The sequence below is a fragment of the Parviterribacter kavangonensis genome (assembly GCF_056863335.1).
Map to the genome: position 1 here is coordinate 1,648,248 of NZ_JBXPJA010000001.1, position 22,474 is coordinate 1,670,721.

A 22,474-nucleotide genomic window follows, 5' to 3' on the forward strand; every position below is an offset into this window, starting at 1 on the left:
GGCTCGTCCCTGAGCCGTTCTCGCCTTGCACTTCTGACTATCGACGCCCCCCGCGACGAGTGGAGAGCGATGGACGTCTGTCCTACTGACGCCCGATCACTCGATGCCGAGGCGATCGAGCAGGCGCTCGTCGGCACGCCAGTGCCGACGCACGTCGACGAGCAGCTCGAGGTGGACGCGACGGCCGAGCTCGCGCTCCAGCGCGCGACGCGCCGCGGTCCCGATCGTCTTGATCATCCGCCCGCCGCTGCCGATGACGATGCCCTTCTGCGACTCGGTCTCGGTCCACACGCGCGCGCGGACCGTCACGAGGTCGTCGCGCTCCTCGTCGATCTCCTCGACGTGGACCTCGACGGCGTGCGGGACCTCCTGGAACGTCCGGCGCAGGACCTCCTCGCGGATCAGCTCGGCGAGTAGGACCTCGAGCGGCTGGTCGCTCGGCGCCTCGGGCGGGAAGAAGAACGGCCCCTCAGGCAGGAGCGTGCGGAGATGGTCGAGCAGCGGCGCGATGCCCGCGCCGGTCTTGGCCGCCACCGGGAAGATCTCGTCGCCGACCTCGAGCTCGGCGGCCTGCATGAGCACCCGCGCCGTCTTGGCCTTGTCGAGCCGGTCGACCTTGTTGACGGCGATCACGACCGGGATGTCGAGCTTCGCCAGCAGCGCGGCGATCCAGCGGTCGCCCGGGCCCACCTGCTCCTCGCCGTTGAGCACGAGCAGCACCGCATCGTCCTCGGTGACCTCGCGCTCGACGCGCGCCTGCATGCGCTGCGTCAGCGCGTCGCGCGGCCGCTGCACGCCGGGCAGGTCGACGAGCACGAGCTGCGCGTCCTCGCCGGTCCACACGCCGCGGATCGCCCGCCGCGTCGTCTGCGGCTTGTCGGAGACGATCGCGACCTTGCGCCCGACGATGGCGTTGACGAGCGTCGACTTGCCGACGTTCGGCCGCCCCGCCAGCGCGACGAAGCCCGATCGGGTGGCGGGCTCGGTCACCAGCTCAGGATCTCCCGCTGGAGGGCGAGCATCTCGCCGTCGTCGGTCTCGTGGTCCATGCCGGTCAGGTGCAGCACGCCGTGGACGACGGCCTCGCGCAGGTCGGCGGTGTGCTCGGGCGAGATGATCACGTCGCCCAGCTCCCGCTCCCCGTGCACCGGCCCGTCCTCGTCGATGGGGAACGACAGCACATCGGTCGGCGTGTCCTTCCCGCGCCACTCGCGGTTGAGCTCGCGGATGCGCTCCCCGTCGACGAACGTGACGGCGACGTGCCCCTCCTCCACGCCGGCCGAGGCGGCCGCGAGCGACGCGAGGCGCTCGACCTCCGCGTCGGCGATCCGCGCCGACCCGATGACCTCGACGTCGAGCACGGGCTAGGCGCGCTTGCGCCGCAGCTCGGTCGCCTGCGCCTCGCCGTGGCGGGCGTAGGCGTCGACGATGCGCTGCACGAGCCGGTGGCGGACGACGTCCTCGCCGCCGAAGTGGACGAAGTCGATCCCGTCGACGCCGCTCAGGATGTCGCGCACGACGATCAGCCCGGACCGCTGGTCGCGCGGCAGGTCGACCTGCGTGACGTCGCCGGTGATGACCATCTTCGACCCGAACCCGAGCCGCGTCAGGAACATCTTCATCTGCTCCGGCGTCGAGTTCTGCGCCTCGTCGAGGATGACGAAGGAGTCGTTGAGCGTACGGCCGCGCATGAACGCCAGCGGCGCGACCTCGATCGTCCCGCGCTCGAGGTGCTGGGTGACCTTGTCCGGATCGAGCATGTCCTGCAGCGCGTCGAACAGCGGCCGCAGGTACGGGTCGATCTTCGCCATCAGATCGCCGGGCAGGAAGCCGAGCCGCTCCCCCGCCTCGACGGCCGGCCGCGTGAGGATGATGCGGTTGACCTCGCGCCGCGACAGCGCCGCGGCGGCGCAAGCGACCGCGAGCCACGTCTTGCCGGTGCCGGCCGGGCCGACGCCGAACGTGATCGTGTTGCGGCGGATCGAGTCGACGTACCGCTTCTGGTTGACGCTCTTCGGCGCGACGCGCGTCGAGCGGTGCCGCCACACGACGTCGTCGAGCACCTCCGACGCGGGCGTGCCGGCGTCGAGCGCGCCGGTGACCGCGGAGATCGTCCCCGCCGACACCTCGTGGCCGCCTTCGACGAGATCGGACAGCTCGCGCACGACCTCGGCGGCGGCCTCGACCGCCTCCTGCTCGCCGTCGAGCGTCACGACGTTCCCGCGCAGGAAGACCTCGACCGACGAGTGGCCCTCGAGCTCGCGCAGGATCGCGTCGTCGGAGCCGGCCAGCTCGGCCGCCACCTCGTTGGTGACCTCGATCTGGCGCCTCACGAGGCGAGTACCTCGCGCACCTGCGCGGAGACGCGCTTGCCGTCCGCGCGGCCGCCGACGGCCGGCATCGCCGCCTTCATCACGGCGCCCATGTCCTTCGGCGAGCTGGCCCCCGTGTCGGCGACGGCGCGCTCGACGATCGCGCGCAGCTCGTCGTCGGACAGCTCGGCCGGGAGGTACGCGCCGATCAGCTCGGCCTCGGCCTCCTCGTTCTCGGCGAGCTCGGGCCGGCCGGCGTCGCGGAACTGCCCGGCGGCGTCTAGGCGGCGCTTGCGCTCGCGGCGCAGCACGGCGACCTCGTCGTCGCCGCCCTCCTTCGCGGCCTTCTGCAGCTCCGACAGGACGAGGCGCAGGCGGCCGACGCGGTCGCGCTCACCGGCGCGCATCGCGTCGGTGAGGTCCTGCTTGACCTTGTCGGCGAGGGTCACTGGCTTGGAGTGTAGGCCCCGGTTCCTCCGGCCGAATGCGATTCGAGCGGTTCGCCCAGCTTCGCCGGACGCCCGAGCTGGCCCAGCTCGGACAGGTCGCGCCCGAAGAGCAGGCCGACGTTCCAGTCGGTGAGCAGCCGCGCGCGGCGGCCGATCCCGGGGACCATGAGCAGGTGGTACGTCCGGGCGATCAGCCAGGCAGGCGTGCCGGTCCACTTGATGCCCAGCGTCTCGGCGACCGCCTTGCGCCGCCCGAGGTCGACGACGACGCCCTTCGTCTTGTAGCGGAACGGCTTCTTGCGACCGCCCTCGAGCGCCGCCACGACGTTGCGCGCGGCGACGCGGCCCTGGCGGATCGCGTGCTGCGCGGTGGGCGGCGTCGGGTCCTTGAACCCCTTCGCCGGGTCGGGCACCGCGGCCGCGTCGCCGACCGCCCACACGTTGTCGAGGCCCTTCACCTGCAGGTACGAGTCGGTGACGATGCGGCCGCGCTCGAGCGGCAGGCCGAGCCGCTCGACCGACGGGTGCGGCTTGACGCCCGCGGTCCAGCACACCGTCCGCGCCGGGATGATCTCGCCGTCGGAGAGCTCGACCGAGTCGGCGCTGACGCGCTCGACCGTGGTGTTCAGCTTCACCTCGATGCCCCGCCCGCGCAGCTGCGCCTGAGTGAACTGCGCGAGGCTCGGCGACGTCTCGCGCATGATCCGGTCGGCGGCGTCGACGAGCACCCAGCGCATGCCCTGCGTGCGGCAGCGCGGGTAGCGCTCGATCGCGTCGGCGGCGAAGTCCTGCAGCTCGGCGATCCCCTCGACGCCGGCGTAGCCGCCGCCCACGAAGACGTACGTGAGGTACTCGGCGCGGCGCTTCGCGTCGTCGAGCGTCTCGCCCATCTCGAGCGTCCGCAGCACGCGGTTGCGCAGCTCGATCGCCTCGGGGAGCGTCTTCATCCCGATCGCGTGCTCGGCGAGCCCCGGGATCGGCAGCGTCCTCGACACCGACCCCAGCGCGACGATGAGGTGGTCGTACTTGATGCGCTCCTCGTGGCCCTCGAGCGTCTGCACCTTCAGGCAGCTCTCCTCCGGCGCCGCCCCGGTGACCTGGCCGAGCCTGATGTCCGTGCGGTCGAGCTCCTCGCGCAGCGGCACGACGACGTGCCGGGGTTCGAGCGTTCCCGCGGCCGCGCCCGGGAGCAGCGGGGCGTACAGCATGTAGTTCACGTCGTTGACGAGCACGATGCGCGCGCTCTGCGGCGGCAGCGCGCGCTCGAGCGTGCGTGCCGCGTAGAACCCGCCGAAACCGCCGCCCGCGACCACCACCGTCCAGGCCATCAGCGCGCGCTACCCGCGATCTCGTTGAGCATTCATCCGGTGCGTCGTCGTCGTCGCATAGCGTTGCCGCACTCGCCGAGCGTACCCCTTTGGCACGTAGCCACGGGACGCGCCGGGGAGTCCAACACCATGCCTACGCTCAACGATGTGCAGACGTGGAAGGGCATGGACCTCCACGACCGCGACGGCTCGAAGATCGGCTCGATCTCGGACGTCTACCTCGATCGTCAGACGGGTGAGCCCGAGTGGCTCGCCGTCAAGACCGGCCTGTTCGGCACGAAGGTCAACTTCGTCCCGATCCGCGACGCGTCCTCGACGGACGACGGCGTGACGGTGCCGTACACGAAGGACCTCGTCAAGGACGCCCCCAACGCCGACGCCGACGGCGAGCTCTCCTCCGAGGAGGAGCGCCGCCTGTACGAGCACTACGACGTGTCGTTCGGCGACTTCGACTACGACCGCGACTACGAGGACACCTGGCGCGACCGCGACCGCGGGACGGTCGGGCACGACACCTCCGGGCCCACGACCGACGACGCGATGACCCGCTCGGAGGAGGAGCTGCGCGTCGGCAAGGAGCGGGCGGAGGCCGGCCGCGCGCGCCTGCGCAAGTACGTCGTGACGGAGAACGTCGAGAAGACGGTCCCGGTCCAGCGTGAGGAGGTCCGCATCGAGCGCGAGCCCATCACGGACGCGAACGTCGGCCGCGCGATGGACGGCCCCGCGATCTCCGAGGAGGAGCACGAGGTCACGCTGCACGAGGAGCGGCCCGTCGTGGAGAAGGAGGTCGTCCCGAAGGAGCGCGTCCGCATGGAGAAGGACACGTTCACCGAGGAGGAGCGCGTGAGCGATGAGGTGCGCAAGGAGCGCATCGACACCGAGGGCGACGGAACCTCGAGCGTCCGCTAGACGGCGGGACGCTCGACGAGCAGAGCGGCCCAGTCACCCGCGCTGACGCGGCGCCGCTCGACGAGGCCGTGGGCCACCGCCAGGTGGGCCGCGGCCTCGTCCGCTTCATGGGTGAGCAGCCCACTGGCGATCAGCGTGACCGGCGGCGCCTCGAACCGCAGCTCCAACAGCAGCGGGCGGAGCAGGTTCGCCGCCACCACCGGCGCGTAGGGCGCCGGCGCATCGCGCAGATCCCAGCGCGCGACCTCCAGCTCGACGCCGTTGACCGCCGCGTTCGCGCGCGTCGCGTCGACGGCGAGCGGGTCGAAGTCGAGCGCGACGACCGGCCCCCACCCCAGCTTCGCCGCGGCGATGGCGAGCACGCCGGAGCCGCAGCCGAGATCGGCGAAAGCGCCGGGTGGGTGGGCCTGCTTCACCTCCAGCAGCAGCTCGAGGCACAGGCGCGTCGTCTCGTGCCCGCCGGTGCCGAACGCCTGGCCGGGATCGATGATGAGATCGAGCGCGCCTTCGCGCGGCTCGTCCCACGGCGGGCGGACGCGCAGCGGGCCGACGTCGACCGGCTTGTGGAACGCCTTCCAGCGCTCCGACCAGTCGTCGGCGACCTCGCTCGTCGTGATCTCGACGAGCGCGTCGCCCGCGGCGGCCTCGAGGTCCGGCAGCTCGGGCAGCTCGCCCGGCGCGCCGTAGATCGCGTACTCGACGCGATCGCCGAGGTCGACCTCCTCCACGCCGCCGGGGGCGAGGCTCAGCAGCTCGGCGAGCGCGACCTCCGCGTCCTCGCGCCTGACGCGGACGGCGAGGCGGATCACTGGCGCAGGACGCGGCGCAGCTTGCCGATGACGCTCTCGCCGCCGTCGTCGAGCTGGCCGTCCTCGAGCGAGTCGGCGAGCTGCTCGAGCAGCTTGCGCTGGTTGCGGTCGAGCTTGCGCGGGATGACGACGTTGACGACGACCCGCAGGTCGCCGCGCCGGCCGCGGCGCAGCTCGGGCAGGCCCTTGCCGCGCAGCACGATCGTCTCCCCCGGCTGGGTGCCCGGCTTGACCTCGACCTCCACCGGCCCCTCGAGCGTCTCGACCTCGAGCGTCCGGCCGAGCGCCGCCAGCGGCGCGGGGACGTCGAGCGCGGTGACGAGGTCGGTGCCGTCGCGGACGAAGCGCTCGTCGGCGGCGACGCGGACCGCGACGTAGAGGTCGCCGTTGGGCGCGCCGGGATCCCCGGCGTGGCCGCGGCCGCCGAGGCGGATCCGCTGGCCGTCCTCGATGCCGGCCGGCACGTCGACCTTCAGCGTGTGCTCGTCGAGCGTCCGGCCGCGGCCCTCGCACTCCGTGCACGGCTGCTCCGGCACGCGGCCGTCGCCGTGGCACACGTCGCACGCGACCTGGCGGACGACCTGGCCGAACGGCGTGCGCGTCACGCCCTGCAGCCGTCCCGAGCCGCCGCAGCGGTCGCAGGTGCGGATCGGCGTTCCCGGCTCCGCCTGGTTGCCGTGGCAGCGCTCGCAGACGCCGACCGCCTCGTAGGTCACCTCGCTGGTCGTCCCGTTCAGGACGTCCTCCAGCGTGATCTCCGTCGCCACGCCGATGTCGCCGCCGGGCGCCGGCCCGCGGCCACCGCCGAAGAAGCCGCCGCCCCCGCCGCCGAAGAACGCGTCGAGGATGTCCGACAGGCCGCCGAAGGCGCCGAAGTCGCTCGGCGCGTAGCCGCCGCTGCGCAGGCCCTCGTAGCCGTAGCGGTCGTAGGTCGCGCGGCGCTCGCGGTCGGAGAGGATCTCGTACGCCTCGGCGACCTCCTTGAACTTCGACTCGGCGTCGGGGTCGGGGTTGACGTCGGGATGCAGCTCGCGCGCGAGCCGGCGGAAGGCCTTCTTGATCTGCGTGTCGTCGGCGTCCCTCGGCACGCCGAGGAGCTCGTAGGCGTCGGTCGGCACCGGCTCGCTAGCTCTCGTCGTAGACGGTCTCGATGTAGCGCGAGAGCTGCTGCGCGGCCTCGCGCACCACGCCGATCGCCGCGCCGTAGTCCATCCGCACCGGGCCGACGAGCGACACCGTGCCGAGCTTGCGCGCCGGCAGCCCGTAGGCCGAGGCGACGAGCGCGAGCGAGCGCAACTGCGGCTGGCGGTGCTCGGCGCCGATCCGGACGAGCACGTCGCGCTCGCCCAGCGCCTCGCGCAGGAGGGCGAGCAGCTCGACGCGCCGCTCCAGCATCCCCATCAGCTCGTTGATCTGCGCGAGGTCCTGCAGGCGGTGCTCGGCGATCAGGCGCGCGGCGCCCTCGACGTAGATCGACTCCTGCGCGGTCTCGGCCAGCTCGGTGAACGCGGGCAGCAGCCCGTCGAGGAACGCGCGCTCGGTCGGCGGCAGCGTCGGGTCGGCGAGCCGCTTGACGAGCATCCGCGCGCCCAGCCCCATCCCGGTGAGCTGCTCGTTGAGGTACGCGTGCGCCCACGCGGCGAGGCCGGGATCGACGGGGCGCGGGAACGTGAAGATCCGCTTCGACACGCCGCCGGTCGAGGTGATGATCACGACCATCAGCACCTGCGGCTGCAGCGTGAGCACCTCGATGTGGCGGATCGTCGCCGTCTCGATCGGCGGCGCGGTGACGACGGCGAGCAGGTTCGTGACCTGGCTGAGCGCCTCGGTCGTCGCGCGCATCGCCTCGTCGACCTCGCGGCGCACGAGCTGCAGGTCGAGCTGGTGCGGGCGCTGGGCGACCGGCTGGTGAAGCAGGTGGTCGACGAAGAAGCGGTAGCCGGAGTCGGTCGGGACCCGGCCCGCGCTCGTGTGCGGGTGCGCGAGGAGGCCGTGCTCCTCGAGGAGCGCCAGCTCGTAGCGGATCGTCGACGGCTTGCAGTCGACGTCCGGATCGGCCGCGAGGGTCTTCGACGCGACCGGCTGCCCGGACGCGAGGTAGCCCTCGACGACCTTGCGGAGGATCAGCTCCTGACGCGGCGTCGGCACGCTTCCCAGTCTAGGAAGCGTCCAACTCGGCTTCGGCGTTGCGGATGATCAGGTTCCCCGCCTGCTCGGCGGCCGTCTCGACGATCGCCCGTCCGTCCGGCGTGACCTCGCGGACGGTGCTCGTGACCGTGACCTCCTGCTCGGGCACGCCCATGCCGCGGAACTGCACGCTCAGGCGCTTGAGCGCGTGCGGTCCGCCGGCCGCCTCCGTCTGCGCGCGCGCCACCTGGGCCATGCTCCACAGGCCGTGCAGGATCTTCCCCGGCAGGCCGACCTGCTTGGCGAAGTCCTCGTCGATGTGGATCGGGTTGAAGTCCCCGGACGCGCCCGCATAGCGGACGGTCAGGTACTTGTCGGGCGTCGTCTTGAGCGTGGGCAGCTCTTCGCCTGGCGTGAAGCTCATCGGTCAGACCCCCCGGACGATGTTCGTCCACGTCCCCACGCAGACCGTCTCGCCGCGCTGGTTGGTGGACACGGACTCGAAGACGAAGAACCCCTTGCCGTCGCGCTCCTCGATCGACCGGACGCTCGCCGTGGTCTCGATCTCGTCGCCGGCGACGACGAGCGGCCCCCAGCGGAACTCCTGGCCGCCGTGGACCATGAGCGCGAAGTTGATGCCGACCTCGGGGTCGAAGATCGCCGGGGCGACGGCGGGCGCGCTGTAGACGACCGCGAACATCGGCGGCGCGACGACGTCCTCGTAGCCCGCTTTGCGCGCGGCCTCGGGGCTGAGGTGCAGCGGGTTCGTCTCGCCGACGGCGAGCGCGTACTCCTTGATCTTCTCCCGGCCGACGGCGTAGGTCGTCGTGGGGAACGTCTTGCCGACGGCCTCCTGGTTCACGGGCATGGCGCGGCATCTTGTCAGGCGGCGCGTGGCAGGCGGCCGAGGACCTCCTCGACCGGTGCAGGGCGCCCGATGCCATAGCCCTGGGCGTAGTCGACGCCGAGCTCGCGCAGCAGCTCCAGCGTCTCGTCGTCCTCGACGCCCTCGGCCACCGTGCGCTGGCCGAACCCGCCGGCGAGGCTGACCACGGCGTTGACGACGTGACGGCTGGCGTCGTCGCGCAGCAGATCGCGGACGAACTCGATGTCGATCTTGAGGTACTCGACCGCGAGCCGCTTGAGGTACGTGAAGCCGCCGTAGCCGGTGCCGAAGTCGTCGAGCGCGAAGCGGCAGCCGTGCGCGCGGACCTCGTCGATGAAGCGTGCGACCACGGCCTCGTCCTCGATCAGCGAGGTCTCGGTGATCTCGAAGACGAGCAGCGCCGGGTCGGCCTTGGACGCCTCGAGCTCGCGGCCGACGAAGCGGGCGAGCTGCGGGTCGGCGAGCGACTGGGCCGAGACGTTGAGCTCGACCGCGTGGCCGCGGGCGGCGAGCCGGCACGCCTGGCCGACGACCCAGCGGTCGATCGCGCCGATGAGCCCGTGCGCCTCGGCGACCGGGAGGAACCGGCCGGGCGGGATCACCGAGCCGTCGGTGTCGACCATGCGGATGAGCAGCTCGTGCTGGACGGTCTCGCCGGTCTTGATGTCGACGATCGGCTGCGCGTGCAGCACGAAGCGCTCCTCGTCGAGCGCGGCGCGGATGCGCTCCACCCACGAGATCGTGGCCAGCTCGCGGCGGGCCTCCTCCTCGCGGCGCTTGCGCTCGCTGATGTCGCTGAAGACGACGGCGGTGCCGCGGACGCCCTGACTCGTGCGGAACGGCGCGGCGGTGTACTCGACGTCGAAGCGGTCGCCGTCGCGGTTCGTGAACGTCGTCTCGCCGCAGACGACGCCGTCCTCGCCCGCGCGAGGCATCTGGTCGAGCGGGCGGCCGAGCAGCTCCTCGCCGGTCCAGCCGAGCATCCGCTCCGCCGCGGCGTTCATGTAGACGAGCCGGCCCTCGAGGTCGAGCGTGCACAGGCCCTCGCCCATGCTGTCGGTGACGGCGCGCAGGTAGTCGCGGGCGGCGCGCAGCTCGTTCTCGGCGCGGATGCGGGTCGTGAGGTCGACGACGACGCCGACGAAGCCGCGCGGGCGGTCGCGCTCGTCGCGCAGCAGCGACATCCGCACGAGCGCGGGGAACGTCGAACCGTCGCTGCGGCGCAGCTCCATCTGACCCTCCCACGAGCCGGCGGCACCGGCCGTGTGGGCGATGCCGCGGGCGAGGTCGGCGTCGCCGGCGCGGACGATGAGCCGGCCGATGTTGCGCCCGATCACCTCGTCGGCGGGGCGGCCGAAGAGGCGCACGGCCTCGGAGTTCCAATGCGTGACGACGCGGTCGGGGGTCGTGGCGACGACGGCGACGTCCACGGCGTCGAGCAGCTGCGCCTGGCGATGGACGTGGTCGTCGTGCTCGCGGCGCCGGCGCTCCTCGTCTGTGACGTCGCGGCCGACCGCGTACCAGCAGTCCCCGTCGGTGAACCCGTCCCAGGCGATCGTGTGCGCGACGCCGTCCTTGCCGACGAGCCGGCTCTTGTAGTTCCCGACGCGGCCGTCCACGACCTCCTCGCCGGCGAGCGTCCGCAGGACGGCAGGGCGATCGCGGGGGTCGACGACGTCGAGCAGCGGCCGCCCGACGAGCTCCTCCTCCGTGAACCCGAGCAGCCGCTCCCACGCCGGGTTGACCGACCGGAAGCGGTCATCGGGCCCGACGACGGTGAAGAGCTCCGACGCCATCGCCCAGAGGACGTCGGGCGTGCGGTCGGAGGAAGTGGGATCGGAGCCGGGCATGCAGTCATCGCCGGCAGAACCGGTCTTCCCGCGTCATCGACCACCCCCCGGCGACCTTGACGCGGGCGTCACCACGGGCTGCCACCTCCCCGCGCGGCGGCGCTACCGTCACGACCGATGCGCAGGGCGCTCGCGCTCTCCACTCGCGCCGGCGAGGCGGTTCTCGGTTGCGGCGGCACGCTGGCCGGCCTCTCCGCGGCCGGATGGGAGCTAGCTGTCCTCTCGGTCGCGGACGCGACGCGGGCCGGCGAGGAGGACGCCGCTCGGCATCTGGGCGTCGCGGAGGTGGCGACGCTGACGGTCTCCGCGGGGCCGCTCGACGATGCGGAGGCGCTGGCGGCGAAGGTGGCCGCGGTGCTCGGGCCGGCGCTTGATGCCCGCCATCCCGCGCGGGTGTTCGCGCCGCTCGAGACGCGAGACGTCCTCGGGGCCGCCACGGCGATCGCGCTTGGCTGGCTCGACCACCCGGCGCCCGTGGTCCGGTTCCGGACCGAGCTCCTGTCCGCTCCGCCGCTGCCGCATGAGACGGGCATCCCGATCGCGGCGCATCTCGAGGCGAAGGTCGCCGCGTGCGCCGCACTCGGCATCGACGAGGCGACGGTCCGGGAGCGTGCGGCCGCGGAGGGCAGGCGGTTCGGGCTCGGCGGCCCGGCCGAGGCGCTCGTCGAGCCGCCGCTCGACAAGCGGCGCCTGCGCGAGCAGCGCGAGGAGGCGGAGCGCGAGGAGCGCGCCGCGCTCGCCCGCCTGCGCGCCTCGATCGCGCGGTTCTAGAAGACCGCACCTCTCCGCGCGCGCGGCTAGATGATCGCCGCGAAGGTCCCGCCGTCGACGGACCAGGCGGCGCCGGTGACGTCGCTCGCGCGGTCCGAGCACAGGAAGACGATCACGTCGGCGACCTCCTCGGGATCGGCGAAGCGGCCGAGAGGGACCTTCGCCTTCTGGGCCTCGAGCGCCGCCTCCCGGCCGCCGGCCTTCGCGGCCGTCTGGTCGGCGAGGCCGCCCTCGCCCATCCAGAGCTCGCTCGCCGTCGCACCGGGCGTCACTGCGTTGACCAGCACGCCGTCGCCCGCGTAGCTGTCCGCGAAGACGCGCGAGAGCGAGAGCTGCGCGGCCTTGGTCACCGAGTAGGCGGCGTTCGTCAGCGACGGGCGCTTGCCCGCCGACGAGGCGACGTTGACGATCCGGCCGCCGCCGCGCGCGGCCATGCGCGGCGCGGCAGCGCGCATGAGCTTCATGGACGCCATCACGTGCAGGTCCCACTGGTCCTGCCAGTCGTCGTCGGTCAGCTCGTCGAGCGGCTTGGCGAACGACGTGCCGGCGTTGTTGACGAGCACGTCGATGCCGCCCATCTGCTCGGCGCACGTGGCGACGATCCGGTCGGCCGCCTCGGGGTCGGTGACGTCGATCGCGAGCCAGTCGCCGCCGCAGCCGTCGGCGACCTCGCTCAGCAGGTCGGCCGAGCGCGCGACGAACAGGACGTGCGCTCCCTCGTCGCACAGCTTGCGCGCCGTCGCGTGGCCGATGCCCTTCGTCGCCCCGGTGACGACGCAGACCTTCCCCTCGAGCCCCAGATCCATGGCCGGGCATCCTCTCACTACGGTGCAAGCCATGAAGCTGCTCTTCGTCTGCATGGGCAACATCTGCCGCTCGCCGACGGCGGAGGGCGTCATGCGGCACCTCGTGCGCGAGCGCGGCCTCGAGGGCACGGTGGAGCTCGACAGCGCCGGGACCGGCGGCTGGCACGCCGGGTCCCCGCCCGACCCCCGCGCGACCGCCGCGGCGCGCGAGCGGGGCATCACGCTCGACGGCTGCGCACGGCAGGTGCGCCGCAGCGACTTCGACGAGTTCGACCTCATCCTCGCCGCCGACCGCTCGAACCTCGAGGACCTGCGCGCGATCGCACCGACCCCCGAGGCGCGCGAGAAGGTGCGGCTGCTGCGCGAGTTCGACCCCGCGTCGAATGGCCTCACCGACCTCGACGTGCCCGACCCGTACTACGGCGCCGAGGACGGCTTCGCCGAGGTGCTCGACCTCGTCGAGGCCGCGTGCAACGGGCTGCTCGACGAGGTTGTCGCGTCCTCCCGCTGAGCTCGGCGGCCGCGCCGTCGTCTCCGCCCACCCGGTCTCCGGCGGGGACATCAACCACGCCTTCGCGGTCGAGCTCGACGACGGCACGCGCGCGTTCGTCAAGACGCGCGACGGCGCCGCGCCCGGCGAGTACGCGGCGGAGGCGGCCGGCCTGGCCTGGCTCGCCGACGGCGGCGCGCTCGTCCCGGAGGTCCTCGCGGTGGGCGACGAGTTCCTCGCGCTCGAGTGGCTCGAAGAGGACCGCCTCTCGGGGGACGGCGAAGAGGAGCTGGGCCGGCGGCTCGCGGAGATGCATCGGGCGCCCTGCTCGCGCGCGGGAGAGAGCCCGGCCGGTGATACGCGGATCGGCTCGATCGTCCTGCCGAACGATCCGTCGCCGGACTGGCCGAGCTTCTACGCCGGGCGGCGGCTCGTTCCGCTCGCGAAGGAGGCCGGCCTCGAGAGGGAGATCGCTCCCGTCGTCGAGAGGATCGGGGACCTCTGCGGACCGGTGGAGCCGCCGGCGCGGCTGCACGGCGACCTGTGGTCGGGCAACGTGCTCGCCGCGCAGGGCCGGCCGTACCTCATCGATCCGGCCGCGTACGGCGGGCATCGCGAGATCGATCTGGCGATGCTCCAGCTCTTCGGGTCGCCGTCCGCGCGGACCCTCGCCGCGTACGACGAGGTGCATCCGCGGGCGGACGGCCACGAGGAGCGGGTCGGCCTGTACCAGCTGCTCCCGCTCCTCGTGCACGCGGTCCTGTTCGGCGGCTCCTACGTGGCCGCGGTCGTGCGCACGGCGGGCCGGTACGCCTGACGGCCGAAGCGCTCCCCGGCGTCCGTCGGCTCCTCCTCGGCCGACCGGCCGAACCGGCCGACGCCCCACGCGTTCGCCGCGAGGAAGAGGACGTAGAGCACGAGCACGGCCGTCCCGCCCAGGCCCCAGAGCCAGCCCGGCGTGTCCTGCTTGCGCTCGCGCTGCATGAGGATCGTCTCGTCGCCGAGCGCCCGGGTGACCTGCGGCCGCACCGGGATCTCCTTCGCCGGGATCGCCGCGTCCTCCGGCATGTAGAACGCGGTCGACAGCAGCGACCGGCCGTTGTGGACGCGCAGCAGCGCCTTCCAGTCGCCGGTGACCGGGATCGGCTCGGTCGTCTCGAACGTCCCCGGACCGGTCTGCTTGAGCCGGTCGACGTGCAGGCCGCCGCCCTGCCACGAGGTCGCGGTCACCCACGCCGCGTCGTCGGCGGCCGACGCCGGGTCGATCTTCACGGTCGCGTTCCCGTCGGGCTTCATCGTGATCGCGGCCTGCACGTTCGACGGGTTCGACGTCATCAGCCCGTTCAGCACGCACAGCCCGACCACGAGCAGCGCGGCGACCGGGATCGCGCGGACGAGCCCGCGGCTGAGCTCCGGCAGCCGGCGCTGCAGCCCGAGGGCGACGCCCATGCCGCAGAACGCGCCCGCCACCGACGTCAGCACCGACATGATCAGGCCCTCGGCCAGAACGTCGGAGTTCCACGGCAGCGGCATGACGAGCTGCGACCACGCGTACTCGATGCCGAAGCCCACCGTCCCGATCGCCAGGCCGGATGCCGCGGCGAACGCGACCGGGCGGCGGATGAGCCGGATGGCGAGCAGCTCGACCAGCACGGCGGAGCCGAGGTACAGCGGCATCATCGGCGTCGTCTCGCCGAGCACGGGGCCGACGAGCAGCGCGATCACGCCGCGGATGCCGAGGAAGAACAGCGCCGCGCCGATCGCGCCGTAGCGGCCGATCCACATGCGCGCGCACACGAGCGCCACGCCGGCGGCCAGGCCGATGAGCAGCGGCTGGAAGACGAGCCGGTACTGCGGCACGCCGAAGTCGAACTCGGCCTGGAACGTCGAGAGGCCGATGAGGAAGCCCCCCATGATCCCGATGCGGCGGATCGACGTGACGAGCGGGAGGTCGTCACGGTGCGAGGCCGGCCCGTTCTCCCCGCGGCGCTCGCGGCGGACGGCCATGCCCTCCGCGAGGAGGACGGCCTGGCCGATGAGCGTCATGCCGGCGCCGCCGATCAGCATGAGGTGCGTCGGGCCCCACAGCGTCACGTCCTGGCCGAACAGCCGGTGCCAGACGTCGTCGAGCGGAAAGCCGAGCAGCGCGAAGGCGCCGCACGCGGACATCAGGACGGCGCCGACCGGCGCGTACCAGTCCTTGCCGAGCTTGATCGCGGCGCGGCCGGGACGCTCGTCCTTCGGCAGCACCATCCCGACCACGCCCGCGGCGAAGACGCCGAACAGGCCGACGAGGATGAAGTAGTGCGCCGGGTTGGCGAGCGGGCCGGCATCACGACCCTTGTCGATGTGCAGGGAGATGTCCCAGTACATCCCGAAGAGCGCGGTGATGAGCGCGCCCGCGGCGATGCCGTTCGGCAGCGCCGCCCATGCGGGCAGGCCCGAGACCTTCTCGCTGAACGCGCCGAGGCGCGCCAGCACGGTGTTGCTGCCGGAGCGGTGCCCCATCGCGAGCCAGAGCAGCGCGATCGTGACGACGGTCGCCCCCGCCGTCGCGATGAACACCTGATCGAGCGCTGCACCCCCTGCGGGCTCGCTCGCTGCGACCGTACCGAGCATCAACCAACCCCCTGACTTGTCATGTCCTTACGTGACACGGCTTCATGTTACACGGATCGATGTCAAGGTAAACCCGGGTACGCTCGCGTGCTGTGAGCGACGTCACTGAGGCAGACGAGGGCGGGACCGAAGCCCTCACGATCGACGCCCTCGCCCAGCGGACCGGGATGACCGTGCGCAACCTGCGGGCGCACCAGGCGCGCGGCCTGCTCCCCCCGCCGGACGTGCGCGGCCGCACCGGCTACTACGGCGCCGATCACGTCGCGCGGGTCGAGCTCATCAAGGAGCTGCAGGCCGACGGCTTCAACCTCGAATCGATCCGCAAGCTGCTCGACGCCGGCCCCGGCAGCAGCGCCGAGATCCTCCGCTTCACGCGCGCGGTGCGCCAGCCGTTCGAGGAGGAGGAGCCGCAGATCGTCGAGATCGGCGAGCTCGCCGAGTCGTTCGGCACCGGGGAGCCGGACACGAAGATGCTCGAGCAGGCGCTGAAGATCGGCCTGCTGCGCCCGCTCGGCGAGGGCCGGTACGAGCAGCGGAGCCCGCGCCTCGGCGAGATCGCGATCGAGCTGCGCCGGCTCGGCGTCTCGCCCGAGCAGATGGTCAAGGTCACCGAGCGCCTGCAGCGCCATGCCGACGGCGCCGCGCGCGCGTTCGTCGACCTCTTCCTCGACGAGATCTGGAAGCCGTTCGAGAAGGAGGGCCGGCCCGACGACCGCTGGCCCGAGATCCGCGAGGCGCTCGAGCGGCTGCGCCCGCTGGCCGCCGACTCGCTGCTGGCGATGTTCCAGCTCGTGATGACCGAGCGGGTCGAGAAGGCGTTCGGTCGCGAGATCGAACGCGTGACGAAGCGCTAGATCCGGTCGAGGACGACGACCGGGATCTGCCGGTCCGTGTAGCCCTGGTACTCGTCGTACTGCCGGTAGACGGCGACGGCCCGCGCCCACCAGCGCTCGCGCTCCACCCCCTCTGCCACCCGTGCGCGCACGCGCCGGCGCTCACCGCCCGGCAGCTCGACCACCGTCTCCGGCGACGCCATGAGGTTGTGGAACCAGGCCGGGTGCTGCTCGGAGCCGCCCTTCGACGCGATGATCGCCAGCTGGTCGCCGTCGCGGACGTAGAAGAGCGGCGACTCGCGGGGCTTGCCGCTCTTGCGACCGACGTGGTGCAGGATCAGGATCCGCACGCCGAACAGCGACCCGCCGACGCGTCCCTTCGTCGCGCGGAACAGGCGGACGTTGACGTCCGTGAGGACGTCCCAGACCTTCCAGAACGGCGAGCTCGCAGGCGGCGGCTTCGGCATCGGCGGGCGACGCTAGCGCGACGCCGCGTTCAGTGCGACAGCACCGATGAACGCCAAGACCGCGACCGCGCGCAGGACGGCGCCGGGCACCGGGCCGGGCGACCCGACGATCATGCCGCGGATCGCGAGCAGCAGGCAGACCGCCGACAGCGCGAGCAGGACGCCGGCGGCGACGCGCATCGCGGTCAGCTCGCGGCGCGCAGCGGCACGGCCTTCGCGCCGCGGATCGCCTCGGCGGTGAGCAGCCGCAGGGTGGGCTCCACCTCGCCGAGCGGCCCGCTGGCCGCGTCGGCGTACACCTCGACCAGCCACCCGCCGGTCGCGGGGTTGCACGCGCCCGCGGCGACGACGGCGCTCATGCCGCGCTCCACGAGGAACGCGCGCTCGGCGGGATCGGCGCCGGCGTCGCCGGCGTCGACGAGGAACGAGCTGCTCTGCTCGATCACCCGCCGCGACTCGGGGTAGTCGTCGAGCGGGAAGATCCCGCCCTCCTCCGCGTTGAAGCGATGCCCGCTCGTGCGCGCGAAGCGGCGGTCGTGCAGGAAGACCGTCTCGAGCCGCCCGCCGCCGGGCTCGACCCACGTCACCGACGTCGCCGAGGCGTCGACCGCCTCGCCGACGGCCATCGCGACCGCCTCGGCGCGGTCGAGCGGCGGCCGGTCGCAGAGCTTCCCGTCCAGCGCGGCGAGCACGTCGCGCAGCAGCACGGGCACGTCGGCGTGCATGTGGGCGTGCGGCTCGCGGCCGCGGATCGCGCGGCGCTCGGTGCTGCCGGCGAGCAAGCCCGCTTCGGCGTGGGCGTCGGCGACGCAGACGCGGGCGCGGCCGCTGCGCTTCGCCGTGTACTGCGCGCCGTCGGCGAGCCGCAGGAGGTCGCCGGCGCGCTGGATGCCCGGTCCGCTGGCCGACACGCCGCAGGACGCGCTGAGGCGCCGGCCCTCGCCGGTCCGCAGCCGCGCGATGAGCCGCTCGCCCAGCTCACGCGCCTCGTCGACGCCCGCGTCCTCGAGGACGACGCAGAACTCGTCGCCGCCCACGCGCGCGACCATCGACCCCGCGTGCTGCGCGGTGACGTCGGCGAGCACCTCGGCGACGCGCTTGAGCGCCGCGTCGCCCGCCTCGTGGCCCTCGGCGTCGTTGAGCTCCTTCAGCTCGTCGAGGTCGCAGAGCAGCACGGCCACGCCGGTGCCCTCCTGGCCGGCGTCCGCGAGCGCCCGCTCGAGCCGCTCGTCCAGCGCGCGCCGGTTCGCGATCCCCGTCAGCGGGTCCTTGAAGGCCAGCTCCGCCATCCGCGAGAACACCTCGGCGCGGCCGACGGCGGCGGCGATCTGGCCGCTGATCGTCTGCAGGAACCGCACGTCGCGCTCGCCGAAGCGCGGCTGGCCGCCGCGGCGGGTGGCCCACAGCTCGCCCCACGGGCGGCCGTTGAACGCGATCGGCACGGCCACCGAGTGATGCTTGCCCAGGCCCACCAGCAGGTCGCGCTCGAGCGGCACGATGTCCGGGTCGTCGACCGACGCCACGTGCGGCCGGCCCTCCTCGAGGAGGTGGCGCAGCACGCTGTCCTGCTCGAGCTCGTACGTCTCGTCGGCGGGAAGCCGCTCCTCCCCCGGCCCGAGCTCGCCCGCGTTGATCAGCGTCCGCAGCGAGCGGCGGTCCTCGTCCCAGCGCGAGATCGACAGCGACGCGGCGTCGATCGCCTGGCACGCGCAGTCGGCCGCGATCTCGACGACGTCCTCCAGGCGGTGCGCCGAGGCGACGGAGGTGGCGATAGCGATGAGCGCGTGCAGCTCGCGCTCGAGCCGGCGCTGCTCGACCTCGCCGGCGGCGTCGGGGATCGCACGGGCGCGATCGTCGTCGGCGGGCGCCTCGAAGGTCGAGGGATCGGCGAGGCAGGCGAGCAGCGCGTCGACGACCTCGGGGTCGAACTGGGTGCCGGCGTTGCGGCGCAGCTCGCCGATCGCGGCGTCGCGGCCGAGCGCCTTGCGGTACGGGCGGTCGGAGACGAGCGCGCTGTAGGTGTCGCAGGCGAGGACGATCCGCGAGGCGAGCGGGATCGTGTCGCCGCGCTTGCCGTCGGGGTAGCCGTTGCCGTCCCAGCGCTCGTGCTCGTGCCGGACGGCGGTGGCGACGTTCGCCAGGCCCGGCAGCGGGCGCAGGATGCGCTCGCCGATGACCGGGTGCTCGCGCATGAGCTGCCACTCGTGCTCGTCCAGCGGGCCCGGCTTGTGGAGGATGTGGTCCGGGATCCCGATCTTCCCGATGTCGTGCAGCAGCGCCACGGCCTCGATCTCGGCGATCGTGTGGTGGTCGAGCCCGAGCCGCCGCGCGACCGCGACGGACAGCACGTGGACGTCGTCGGAGTGCTCACCGGTGTAGCCGTCGCGGGCCTCCAGCGCCGCGGCGAGCGACCGCACGACCGCCCGGTAGGCATGCTCCGCCCGCACGCGCTCGCGCTCGAGGTCTCGGAGGGCGCCCGCGAGCGCCGACTCGCCGTTGGGAGGGCCGTGGAGCTCCACCTTCTCCGGATCATCGGCAGGTGCAGCGGTGGCAAGCAAGCGCCAACGCGCCCGGGCGCGGGCTTGCAGCGCAGGTCGTCGAGGCCTTTTGCCTAGCTGTCGCCGAGCTCCAGGACGGCGAGGAACGCCTCCTGGGGCACCTCGACGCGGCCGACTTGCTTCATGCGCTTCTTGCCCTCGCGCTGGCGCTCGAGCAGCTTGCGCTTGCGCGAGATGTCGCCGCCGTAGCACTTCGCCGTCACGTCCTTGCGGAACGCCTTGACGGTCTCGCGGGCGATGATGTGCGACCCGATCGCGGCCTGGATCGGCACGTCGAACTGCTGGCGCGGGATCTTGCCGCGGAGCTTCTCGGTCAGCACCTTGCCGCGCTCGTAGGCCTTGTCGCGGTGCACGACCATGGAGAGCGCGTCGACGGGATCGCCGCTCAGCAGGATGTCGAGCTTGACCATGTTCGACGCCCGCATCCCGCTGATCTCGTAGTCGAACGAGGCGTAGCCGCGCGTACGCGACTTCAGCTGGTCGAAGAAGTCGAGGACGATCTCGGCGAGCGGCAGGTCGTAGCTGATCTGCACCCGCTCCGGCCCGAGGAAGTGCATGCCGGTGTGGTCGCCGCGCCGGTCCTGGCACAGCTCCATGACCGCGCCGATGTCGTCCTTGCGGCAGAGGATGGAGCCCTTGACGAACGGCTCGCGGACCTCGTCGATGCGGGCGGCGTCCGGCATGTCCGACGGGTTGTGGACCTCGAGCACGTCGCCGTTGGTCAGCGTGACCTCGAAGGACACCGACGGCGGCGTCGCCATCAGCTCGAGGTCGTACTCGCGCTCGAGCCGCTCGCGGACGATGTCCATGTGCAGCAGGCCGAGGAAGCCAACCCGGAAGCCGAAGCCGAGCGCGTCCGAGGTCTCGGGCTCCCACGTCAGCGCGGCGTCGTTGAGCGTGAGCTTCTCGAGCGCGTCGCGCAGGTCCGGGTAGTCCTCGCCGTCGATCGGGAACAGGCCGCAGAACACCATCGGCTTGACCTCGCGGTAGCCGGGCAGCGACTCGGTGGCCGCGTTCGCCTTGGTGGTCAGCGTGTCGCCGACGCGGAGCTTCGTGACGTCCTTCAGGCCGGTGATGAGGTAGCCGACCTCGCCGGCGGCGAGCTGGTCGGCCGGCGTCATCGCCGGCGTGAAGAACCCGATGTCGTCGATGTCGGCCTCGGTGCGCTCGGCCATCGCCCGGATCGCCTCGCCCTTCTTGAAGACGCCGTCGACGACGCGGATGTACGCGATCACGCCGCGGTACTGGTCGAACTCGGAGTCGAAGATGAGCGCGCGCGGCGGCGCCTCGAGGTCGCCCGCGGGCGCGGGCACGCGCTGGACGAGCTGCTCGAGCACCTCGAGCACGCCCTCCCCCGTCTTGCCGGAGATCGCGAGGATCTCGTCGGGGTCCTCGCCGATGAGCTCCGCGACCTCGCCGGCGACGCGCTCGGGCTCGGCGCCGGGCAGGTCGATCTTGTTCAGGCACGGGATCAGCTCGAGCCCCGCGTCGATCGCGAGGTACGTGTTCGCGACCGTCTGCGCCTCGACGCCCTGGCTGGCGTCGACGACGAGCAGCGCGCCCTCGCACGCCGCCAGCGAGCGCGAGACCTCGTACGTGAAGTCGACGTGCCCGGGGGTGTCGATGAGGTGGAACTGGTACGTCTCGCCGTTCTGCGCCATGTAGAAGACGCGGACCGCTTGGGCCTTGATCGTGATGCCGCGCTCGCGCTCGAGGTCCATCGAGTCGAGCACTTGGGCGCGCATCAGCCGCGGGTCGACCGTCTCGGTCAGCTCGAGGATGCGATCGGCCAGCGTCGACTTGCCGTGGTCGATGTGGGCGATGATGCAGAAGTTGCGGATGTGGGCGGCGTCGGCCAAGACCCGGTCAGGGTAGAAGCGCGACGCCGTCGCGACCTTCGGCCTTGACCGTGTAGAGCGCCTCGTCGGCGCGCCGCAGCAGCGCATGGTGCGACTCGTCGGGCCGCGGCACCGCGATGCCGACCGAGACGGTGGCCTCGCCGAGGGCCGCCACGGCGTCGCGCACACGGCGCCCGACGTCGATCGCCTCGTGCGGGATGACGACGCGGATGATGGCGGCGAACTCGTCGCCCCCGATGCGGAAGAGCTCATCGCCGCGGCGCAGTCCGCTCGCCAGCGCGGCGGCGATCTCACGCAGGACGCGGTCGCCCGCCTGGTGGCCGCGTGTGTCGTTGATCGCCTTGAAGCCGTCGACGTCGGCGAGCAGCAGCGCGATCGGCTCGCGGCCGGCGCGGGCGCGTTCGAGCGCCTCGTGGAACGTCGCGTGGTGACCGAGGCCGGTGAGCGCGTCGCTGGCGGCGCGGTGGCGCAGCTCGTCGACCGCGGCGGCGGTGCGCAGGCAGCTCGACACGTGGGCGACGAGCATCTCGAGCAGCTCGACCGTCTCGGTGGTGGGCACGAGCGGGCGCGCGTCGGCGAGCAGCAGGACGCCGCGGCCGCCGGGCGTCGGCCCGAGCGGGATCGCGATGACCGCCTCGGCGCCGTGCTCGCGCAGCGCGAGCAGCTCCTCCGCCGTCTCGCTCGCCCCGCCGGCCGTGTAGCAGGAGCAGCCGCTCTGGACGAGCGCCGCGATGGCGGCGAGCTTCGCGTGCCCGAGCTCGCCGAGCGCGGTCGCGAGCAGCCCGTCGGCCGCGACGGTGCGGAAGCTCCCGTCGTCGAGCGGCAGGAGCAGGGCGGCGGAGCTCATGTCAACCACGTCGCGCGCCGCGGCGATCGCGGCGGCGTGGATGTCGTCCTCGGCGCTCAGCGCGGTGAGACGGACGGCGTGGCGGACGAGCCGCTGGGCGGGCGACTCGGTGAGGTCGTGTCCGAGGCGCTCGAGCGCGGCCTCGAAGCTGCGCGCGGCGGCGAAGACGACGTCGACCTGCGCCGGTGCCATCGGCTCGCCCGACTCGACGTTCACGACGCCGACGACGCGGCCGCCGAGGCGGACCGGCACGCAGACCTCGGCGCGGACGCCGGGGTTGGCCTGCAGGTAGGACGGGTCCGCGGCGACGTCGGCGACGACGACCGGCTCGCCGCGCAGGTACGACTGGCCGATCACCCCGACGCCGAACGGCATGCCGTCGAAGATCTGCTGGTACCCCGCCACTGCCTGGATGCGGATGCGGTCGCCCCGGACGAGGTAGACGCTCGGCTTCGTCAGCCCCTGCGCGCACAGGTGGTCGACCACGGCCTGCGAGGCCTGCGCGACCGAGGAGGTCAGCGAGAGGGCTGCATCGAGGGCCGGGGGCACCGACC

The 22,474-nt window shown here is 72.8% G+C and carries 23 protein-coding genes; 5 read left to right on the forward strand and 18 right to left on the reverse strand.

Annotation, left to right across the window (positions count from 1 at the left end):
* Positions 1-96 precede the first annotated feature (96 nt).
* The 5 genes from era to AC1UE4_RS08455 are packed head-to-tail and all read right to left on the reverse strand — an operon-like array spanning position 97 to position 4,089.
* Positions 97-990, reverse strand: a complete 894-nt coding sequence (era, locus tag AC1UE4_RS08435; protein WP_482916775.1) for a GTPase Era — start codon at positions 988-990, stop codon at positions 97-99.
* Positions 987-1,361, reverse strand: coding sequence for an rRNA maturation RNase YbeY (ybeY, locus tag AC1UE4_RS08440; protein ID WP_482916776.1), 375 nt, complete (start codon positions 1,359-1,361; stop codon positions 987-989). The genes era and ybeY overlap by 4 nt, the downstream gene beginning before the upstream one ends.
* A 3-nt stretch (positions 1,362-1,364) precedes the next feature.
* Entirely contained in the window at positions 1,365-2,333 is a 969-nt protein-coding gene (locus AC1UE4_RS08445) for a PhoH family protein (RefSeq protein WP_482916777.1), read from the reverse strand.
* Positions 2,330-2,761 carry a GatB/YqeY domain-containing protein gene (locus tag AC1UE4_RS08450; RefSeq protein WP_482916778.1) on the reverse strand — a complete coding sequence of 144 codons (432 nt, stop codon included), beginning with the start codon at positions 2,759-2,761 and terminating at the stop codon, positions 2,330-2,332. Before AC1UE4_RS08450 ends, AC1UE4_RS08445 begins: the two co-directional genes overlap by 4 nt.
* Positions 2,758-4,089: an NAD(P)/FAD-dependent oxidoreductase gene (locus tag AC1UE4_RS08455; RefSeq protein WP_482916779.1), complete on the reverse strand. Its 1,332-nt coding sequence runs from the start codon at positions 4,087-4,089 to the stop codon at positions 2,758-2,760. Before AC1UE4_RS08455 ends, AC1UE4_RS08450 begins: the two co-directional genes overlap by 4 nt.
* A 129-nt stretch (positions 4,090-4,218) precedes the next feature.
* Between AC1UE4_RS08455 and AC1UE4_RS08460 the strand changes: the two genes are divergently transcribed.
* Positions 4,219-4,998 (forward strand): DUF2382 domain-containing protein, encoded by a 780-nt coding sequence (locus tag AC1UE4_RS08460; protein WP_482916780.1) that lies wholly within the window; start codon positions 4,219-4,221, stop codon positions 4,996-4,998.
* On the opposite strand, the gene AC1UE4_RS08465 is transcribed toward AC1UE4_RS08460, so the two are convergent.
* The 6 genes from AC1UE4_RS08465 to AC1UE4_RS08490 are packed head-to-tail and all read right to left on the reverse strand — an operon-like array spanning position 4,995 to position 10,670.
* On the reverse strand, positions 4,995-5,807 hold the full coding sequence (locus AC1UE4_RS08465; protein WP_482916781.1) for a 50S ribosomal protein L11 methyltransferase: 813 nt from the start codon (positions 5,805-5,807) through the stop codon (positions 4,995-4,997). The two genes, AC1UE4_RS08460 and AC1UE4_RS08465, sit on opposite strands and share 4 nt — an antisense overlap.
* Positions 5,804-6,925, reverse strand: a complete 1,122-nt coding sequence (gene dnaJ / locus AC1UE4_RS08470; RefSeq protein ID WP_482916782.1) for a molecular chaperone DnaJ — start codon at positions 6,923-6,925, stop codon at positions 5,804-5,806. The genes AC1UE4_RS08465 and dnaJ overlap by 4 nt, the downstream gene beginning before the upstream one ends.
* 7 nt (positions 6,926-6,932) lie before the next feature.
* Entirely contained in the window at positions 6,933-7,955 is a 1,023-nt protein-coding gene (hrcA, locus tag AC1UE4_RS08475; RefSeq protein ID WP_482916783.1) for a heat-inducible transcriptional repressor HrcA, read from the reverse strand.
* Between the two features lie 10 nt (positions 7,956-7,965).
* Complete coding sequence (locus AC1UE4_RS08480) at positions 7,966-8,358, reverse strand: MaoC/PaaZ C-terminal domain-containing protein (protein ID WP_482916784.1); 393 nt, start codon at positions 8,356-8,358, stop codon at positions 7,966-7,968.
* A gap of 3 nt (positions 8,359-8,361) precedes the next feature.
* Positions 8,362-8,802 carry a MaoC family dehydratase gene (locus AC1UE4_RS08485; RefSeq protein ID WP_482916785.1) on the reverse strand — a complete coding sequence of 147 codons (441 nt, stop codon included), beginning with the start codon at positions 8,800-8,802 and terminating at the stop codon, positions 8,362-8,364.
* 14 nt (positions 8,803-8,816) lie between these two features.
* Positions 8,817-10,670: an EAL domain-containing protein gene (locus tag AC1UE4_RS08490; protein ID WP_482916786.1), complete on the reverse strand. Its 1,854-nt coding sequence runs from the start codon at positions 10,668-10,670 to the stop codon at positions 8,817-8,819.
* Between the two features lie 117 nt (positions 10,671-10,787).
* On the opposite strand from AC1UE4_RS08490, the gene AC1UE4_RS08495 reads away from it, so the two are divergent.
* Positions 10,788-11,441 carry a PIG-L deacetylase family protein gene (locus AC1UE4_RS08495; protein WP_482916787.1) on the forward strand — a complete coding sequence of 218 codons (654 nt, stop codon included), beginning with the start codon at positions 10,788-10,790 and terminating at the stop codon, positions 11,439-11,441.
* Positions 11,442-11,467: 26 nt separating this feature from the next.
* On the opposite strand, the gene AC1UE4_RS08500 is transcribed toward AC1UE4_RS08495, so the two are convergent.
* Positions 11,468-12,247: an SDR family NAD(P)-dependent oxidoreductase gene (locus tag AC1UE4_RS08500; RefSeq protein WP_482916788.1), complete on the reverse strand. Its 780-nt coding sequence runs from the start codon at positions 12,245-12,247 to the stop codon at positions 11,468-11,470.
* Positions 12,248-12,269: 22 nt separating this feature from the next.
* Between AC1UE4_RS08500 and AC1UE4_RS08505 the strand changes: the two genes are divergently transcribed.
* Both AC1UE4_RS08505 and AC1UE4_RS08510 read left to right on the forward strand, forming a co-directional pair.
* The gene (locus tag AC1UE4_RS08505; RefSeq protein ID WP_482916789.1) at positions 12,270-12,758 is read left to right on the forward strand and encodes a low molecular weight protein-tyrosine-phosphatase; all 489 of its coding nucleotides are present in this window, start codon (positions 12,270-12,272) and stop codon (positions 12,756-12,758) included.
* Complete coding sequence (locus AC1UE4_RS08510) at positions 12,739-13,554, forward strand: fructosamine kinase family protein (RefSeq protein WP_482916790.1); 816 nt, start codon at positions 12,739-12,741, stop codon at positions 13,552-13,554. Before AC1UE4_RS08505 ends, AC1UE4_RS08510 begins: the two co-directional genes overlap by 20 nt.
* On the opposite strand, the gene AC1UE4_RS08515 is transcribed toward AC1UE4_RS08510, so the two are convergent.
* Positions 13,512-15,302, reverse strand: coding sequence for a hypothetical protein (locus AC1UE4_RS08515; protein ID WP_482916791.1), 1,791 nt, complete (start codon positions 15,300-15,302; stop codon positions 13,512-13,514). The genes AC1UE4_RS08510 and AC1UE4_RS08515 overlap by 43 nt on opposite strands.
* Positions 15,303-15,448: 146 nt before the next feature.
* Between AC1UE4_RS08515 and AC1UE4_RS08520 the strand changes: the two genes are divergently transcribed.
* Positions 15,449-16,210 (forward strand): MerR family transcriptional regulator, encoded by a 762-nt coding sequence (locus AC1UE4_RS08520; RefSeq protein ID WP_482916792.1) that lies wholly within the window; start codon positions 15,449-15,451, stop codon positions 16,208-16,210.
* Here AC1UE4_RS08520 and AC1UE4_RS08525 read toward each other — a convergent pair.
* The 5 genes from AC1UE4_RS08525 to AC1UE4_RS08545 form a co-directional block, all read right to left on the reverse strand.
* Positions 16,207-16,656: a nitroreductase family deazaflavin-dependent oxidoreductase gene (locus AC1UE4_RS08525; protein WP_482916793.1), complete on the reverse strand. Its 450-nt coding sequence runs from the start codon at positions 16,654-16,656 to the stop codon at positions 16,207-16,209. The genes AC1UE4_RS08520 and AC1UE4_RS08525 overlap by 4 nt on opposite strands.
* 12 nt (positions 16,657-16,668) lie before the next feature.
* Entirely contained in the window at positions 16,669-16,836 is a 168-nt protein-coding gene (locus AC1UE4_RS08530; RefSeq protein WP_482916794.1) for a hypothetical protein, read from the reverse strand.
* A gap of 5 nt (positions 16,837-16,841) precedes the next feature.
* The gene (locus tag AC1UE4_RS08535; RefSeq protein ID WP_482916795.1) at positions 16,842-19,175 is read right to left on the reverse strand and encodes a diguanylate cyclase domain-containing protein; all 2,334 of its coding nucleotides are present in this window, start codon (positions 19,173-19,175) and stop codon (positions 16,842-16,844) included.
* Positions 19,176-19,267: 92 nt separating this feature from the next.
* Positions 19,268-21,073 (reverse strand): translation elongation factor 4, encoded by a 1,806-nt coding sequence (gene lepA / locus AC1UE4_RS08540; RefSeq protein ID WP_482916796.1) that lies wholly within the window; start codon positions 21,071-21,073, stop codon positions 19,268-19,270.
* A 7-nt stretch (positions 21,074-21,080) separates the two neighbouring features.
* Positions 21,081-22,469 carry a GGDEF domain-containing protein gene (locus tag AC1UE4_RS08545; protein WP_482916797.1) on the reverse strand — a complete coding sequence of 463 codons (1,389 nt, stop codon included), beginning with the start codon at positions 22,467-22,469 and terminating at the stop codon, positions 21,081-21,083.
* Positions 22,470-22,474: the final 5 nt, after the last annotated feature.

What these genes read in the sequence shown, in the direction of transcription:
- AC1UE4_RS08455 (WP_482916779.1), bottom strand. Translation starts at nt 4,089, where the DNA reads ATGGCCTGGACGGTGGTGGTCGCGGGCGGCGGTTTCGGCGGGTTCTAC.
- AC1UE4_RS08460 (WP_482916780.1), top strand. Translation starts at nt 4,219, where the DNA reads ATGCCTACGCTCAACGATGTGCAGACGTGGAAGGGCATGGACCTCCAC.
- AC1UE4_RS08480 (WP_482916784.1), bottom strand. Translation starts at nt 8,358, where the DNA reads ATGAGCTTCACGCCAGGCGAAGAGCTGCCCACGCTCAAGACGACGCCC.
- AC1UE4_RS08485 (WP_482916785.1), bottom strand. Translation starts at nt 8,802, where the DNA reads ATGCCCGTGAACCAGGAGGCCGTCGGCAAGACGTTCCCCACGACGACC.
- AC1UE4_RS08490 (WP_482916786.1), bottom strand. Translation starts at nt 10,670, where the DNA reads ATGCCCGGCTCCGATCCCACTTCCTCCGACCGCACGCCCGACGTCCTC.
- AC1UE4_RS08495 (WP_482916787.1), top strand. Translation starts at nt 10,788, where the DNA reads ATGCGCAGGGCGCTCGCGCTCTCCACTCGCGCCGGCGAGGCGGTTCTC.
- AC1UE4_RS08500 (WP_482916788.1), bottom strand. Translation starts at nt 12,247, where the DNA reads ATGGATCTGGGGCTCGAGGGGAAGGTCTGCGTCGTCACCGGGGCGACG.
- AC1UE4_RS08525 (WP_482916793.1), bottom strand. Translation starts at nt 16,656, where the DNA reads ATGCCGAAGCCGCCGCCTGCGAGCTCGCCGTTCTGGAAGGTCTGGGAC.
- AC1UE4_RS08530 (WP_482916794.1), bottom strand. Translation starts at nt 16,836, where the DNA reads ATGCGCGTCGCCGCCGGCGTCCTGCTCGCGCTGTCGGCGGTCTGCCTG.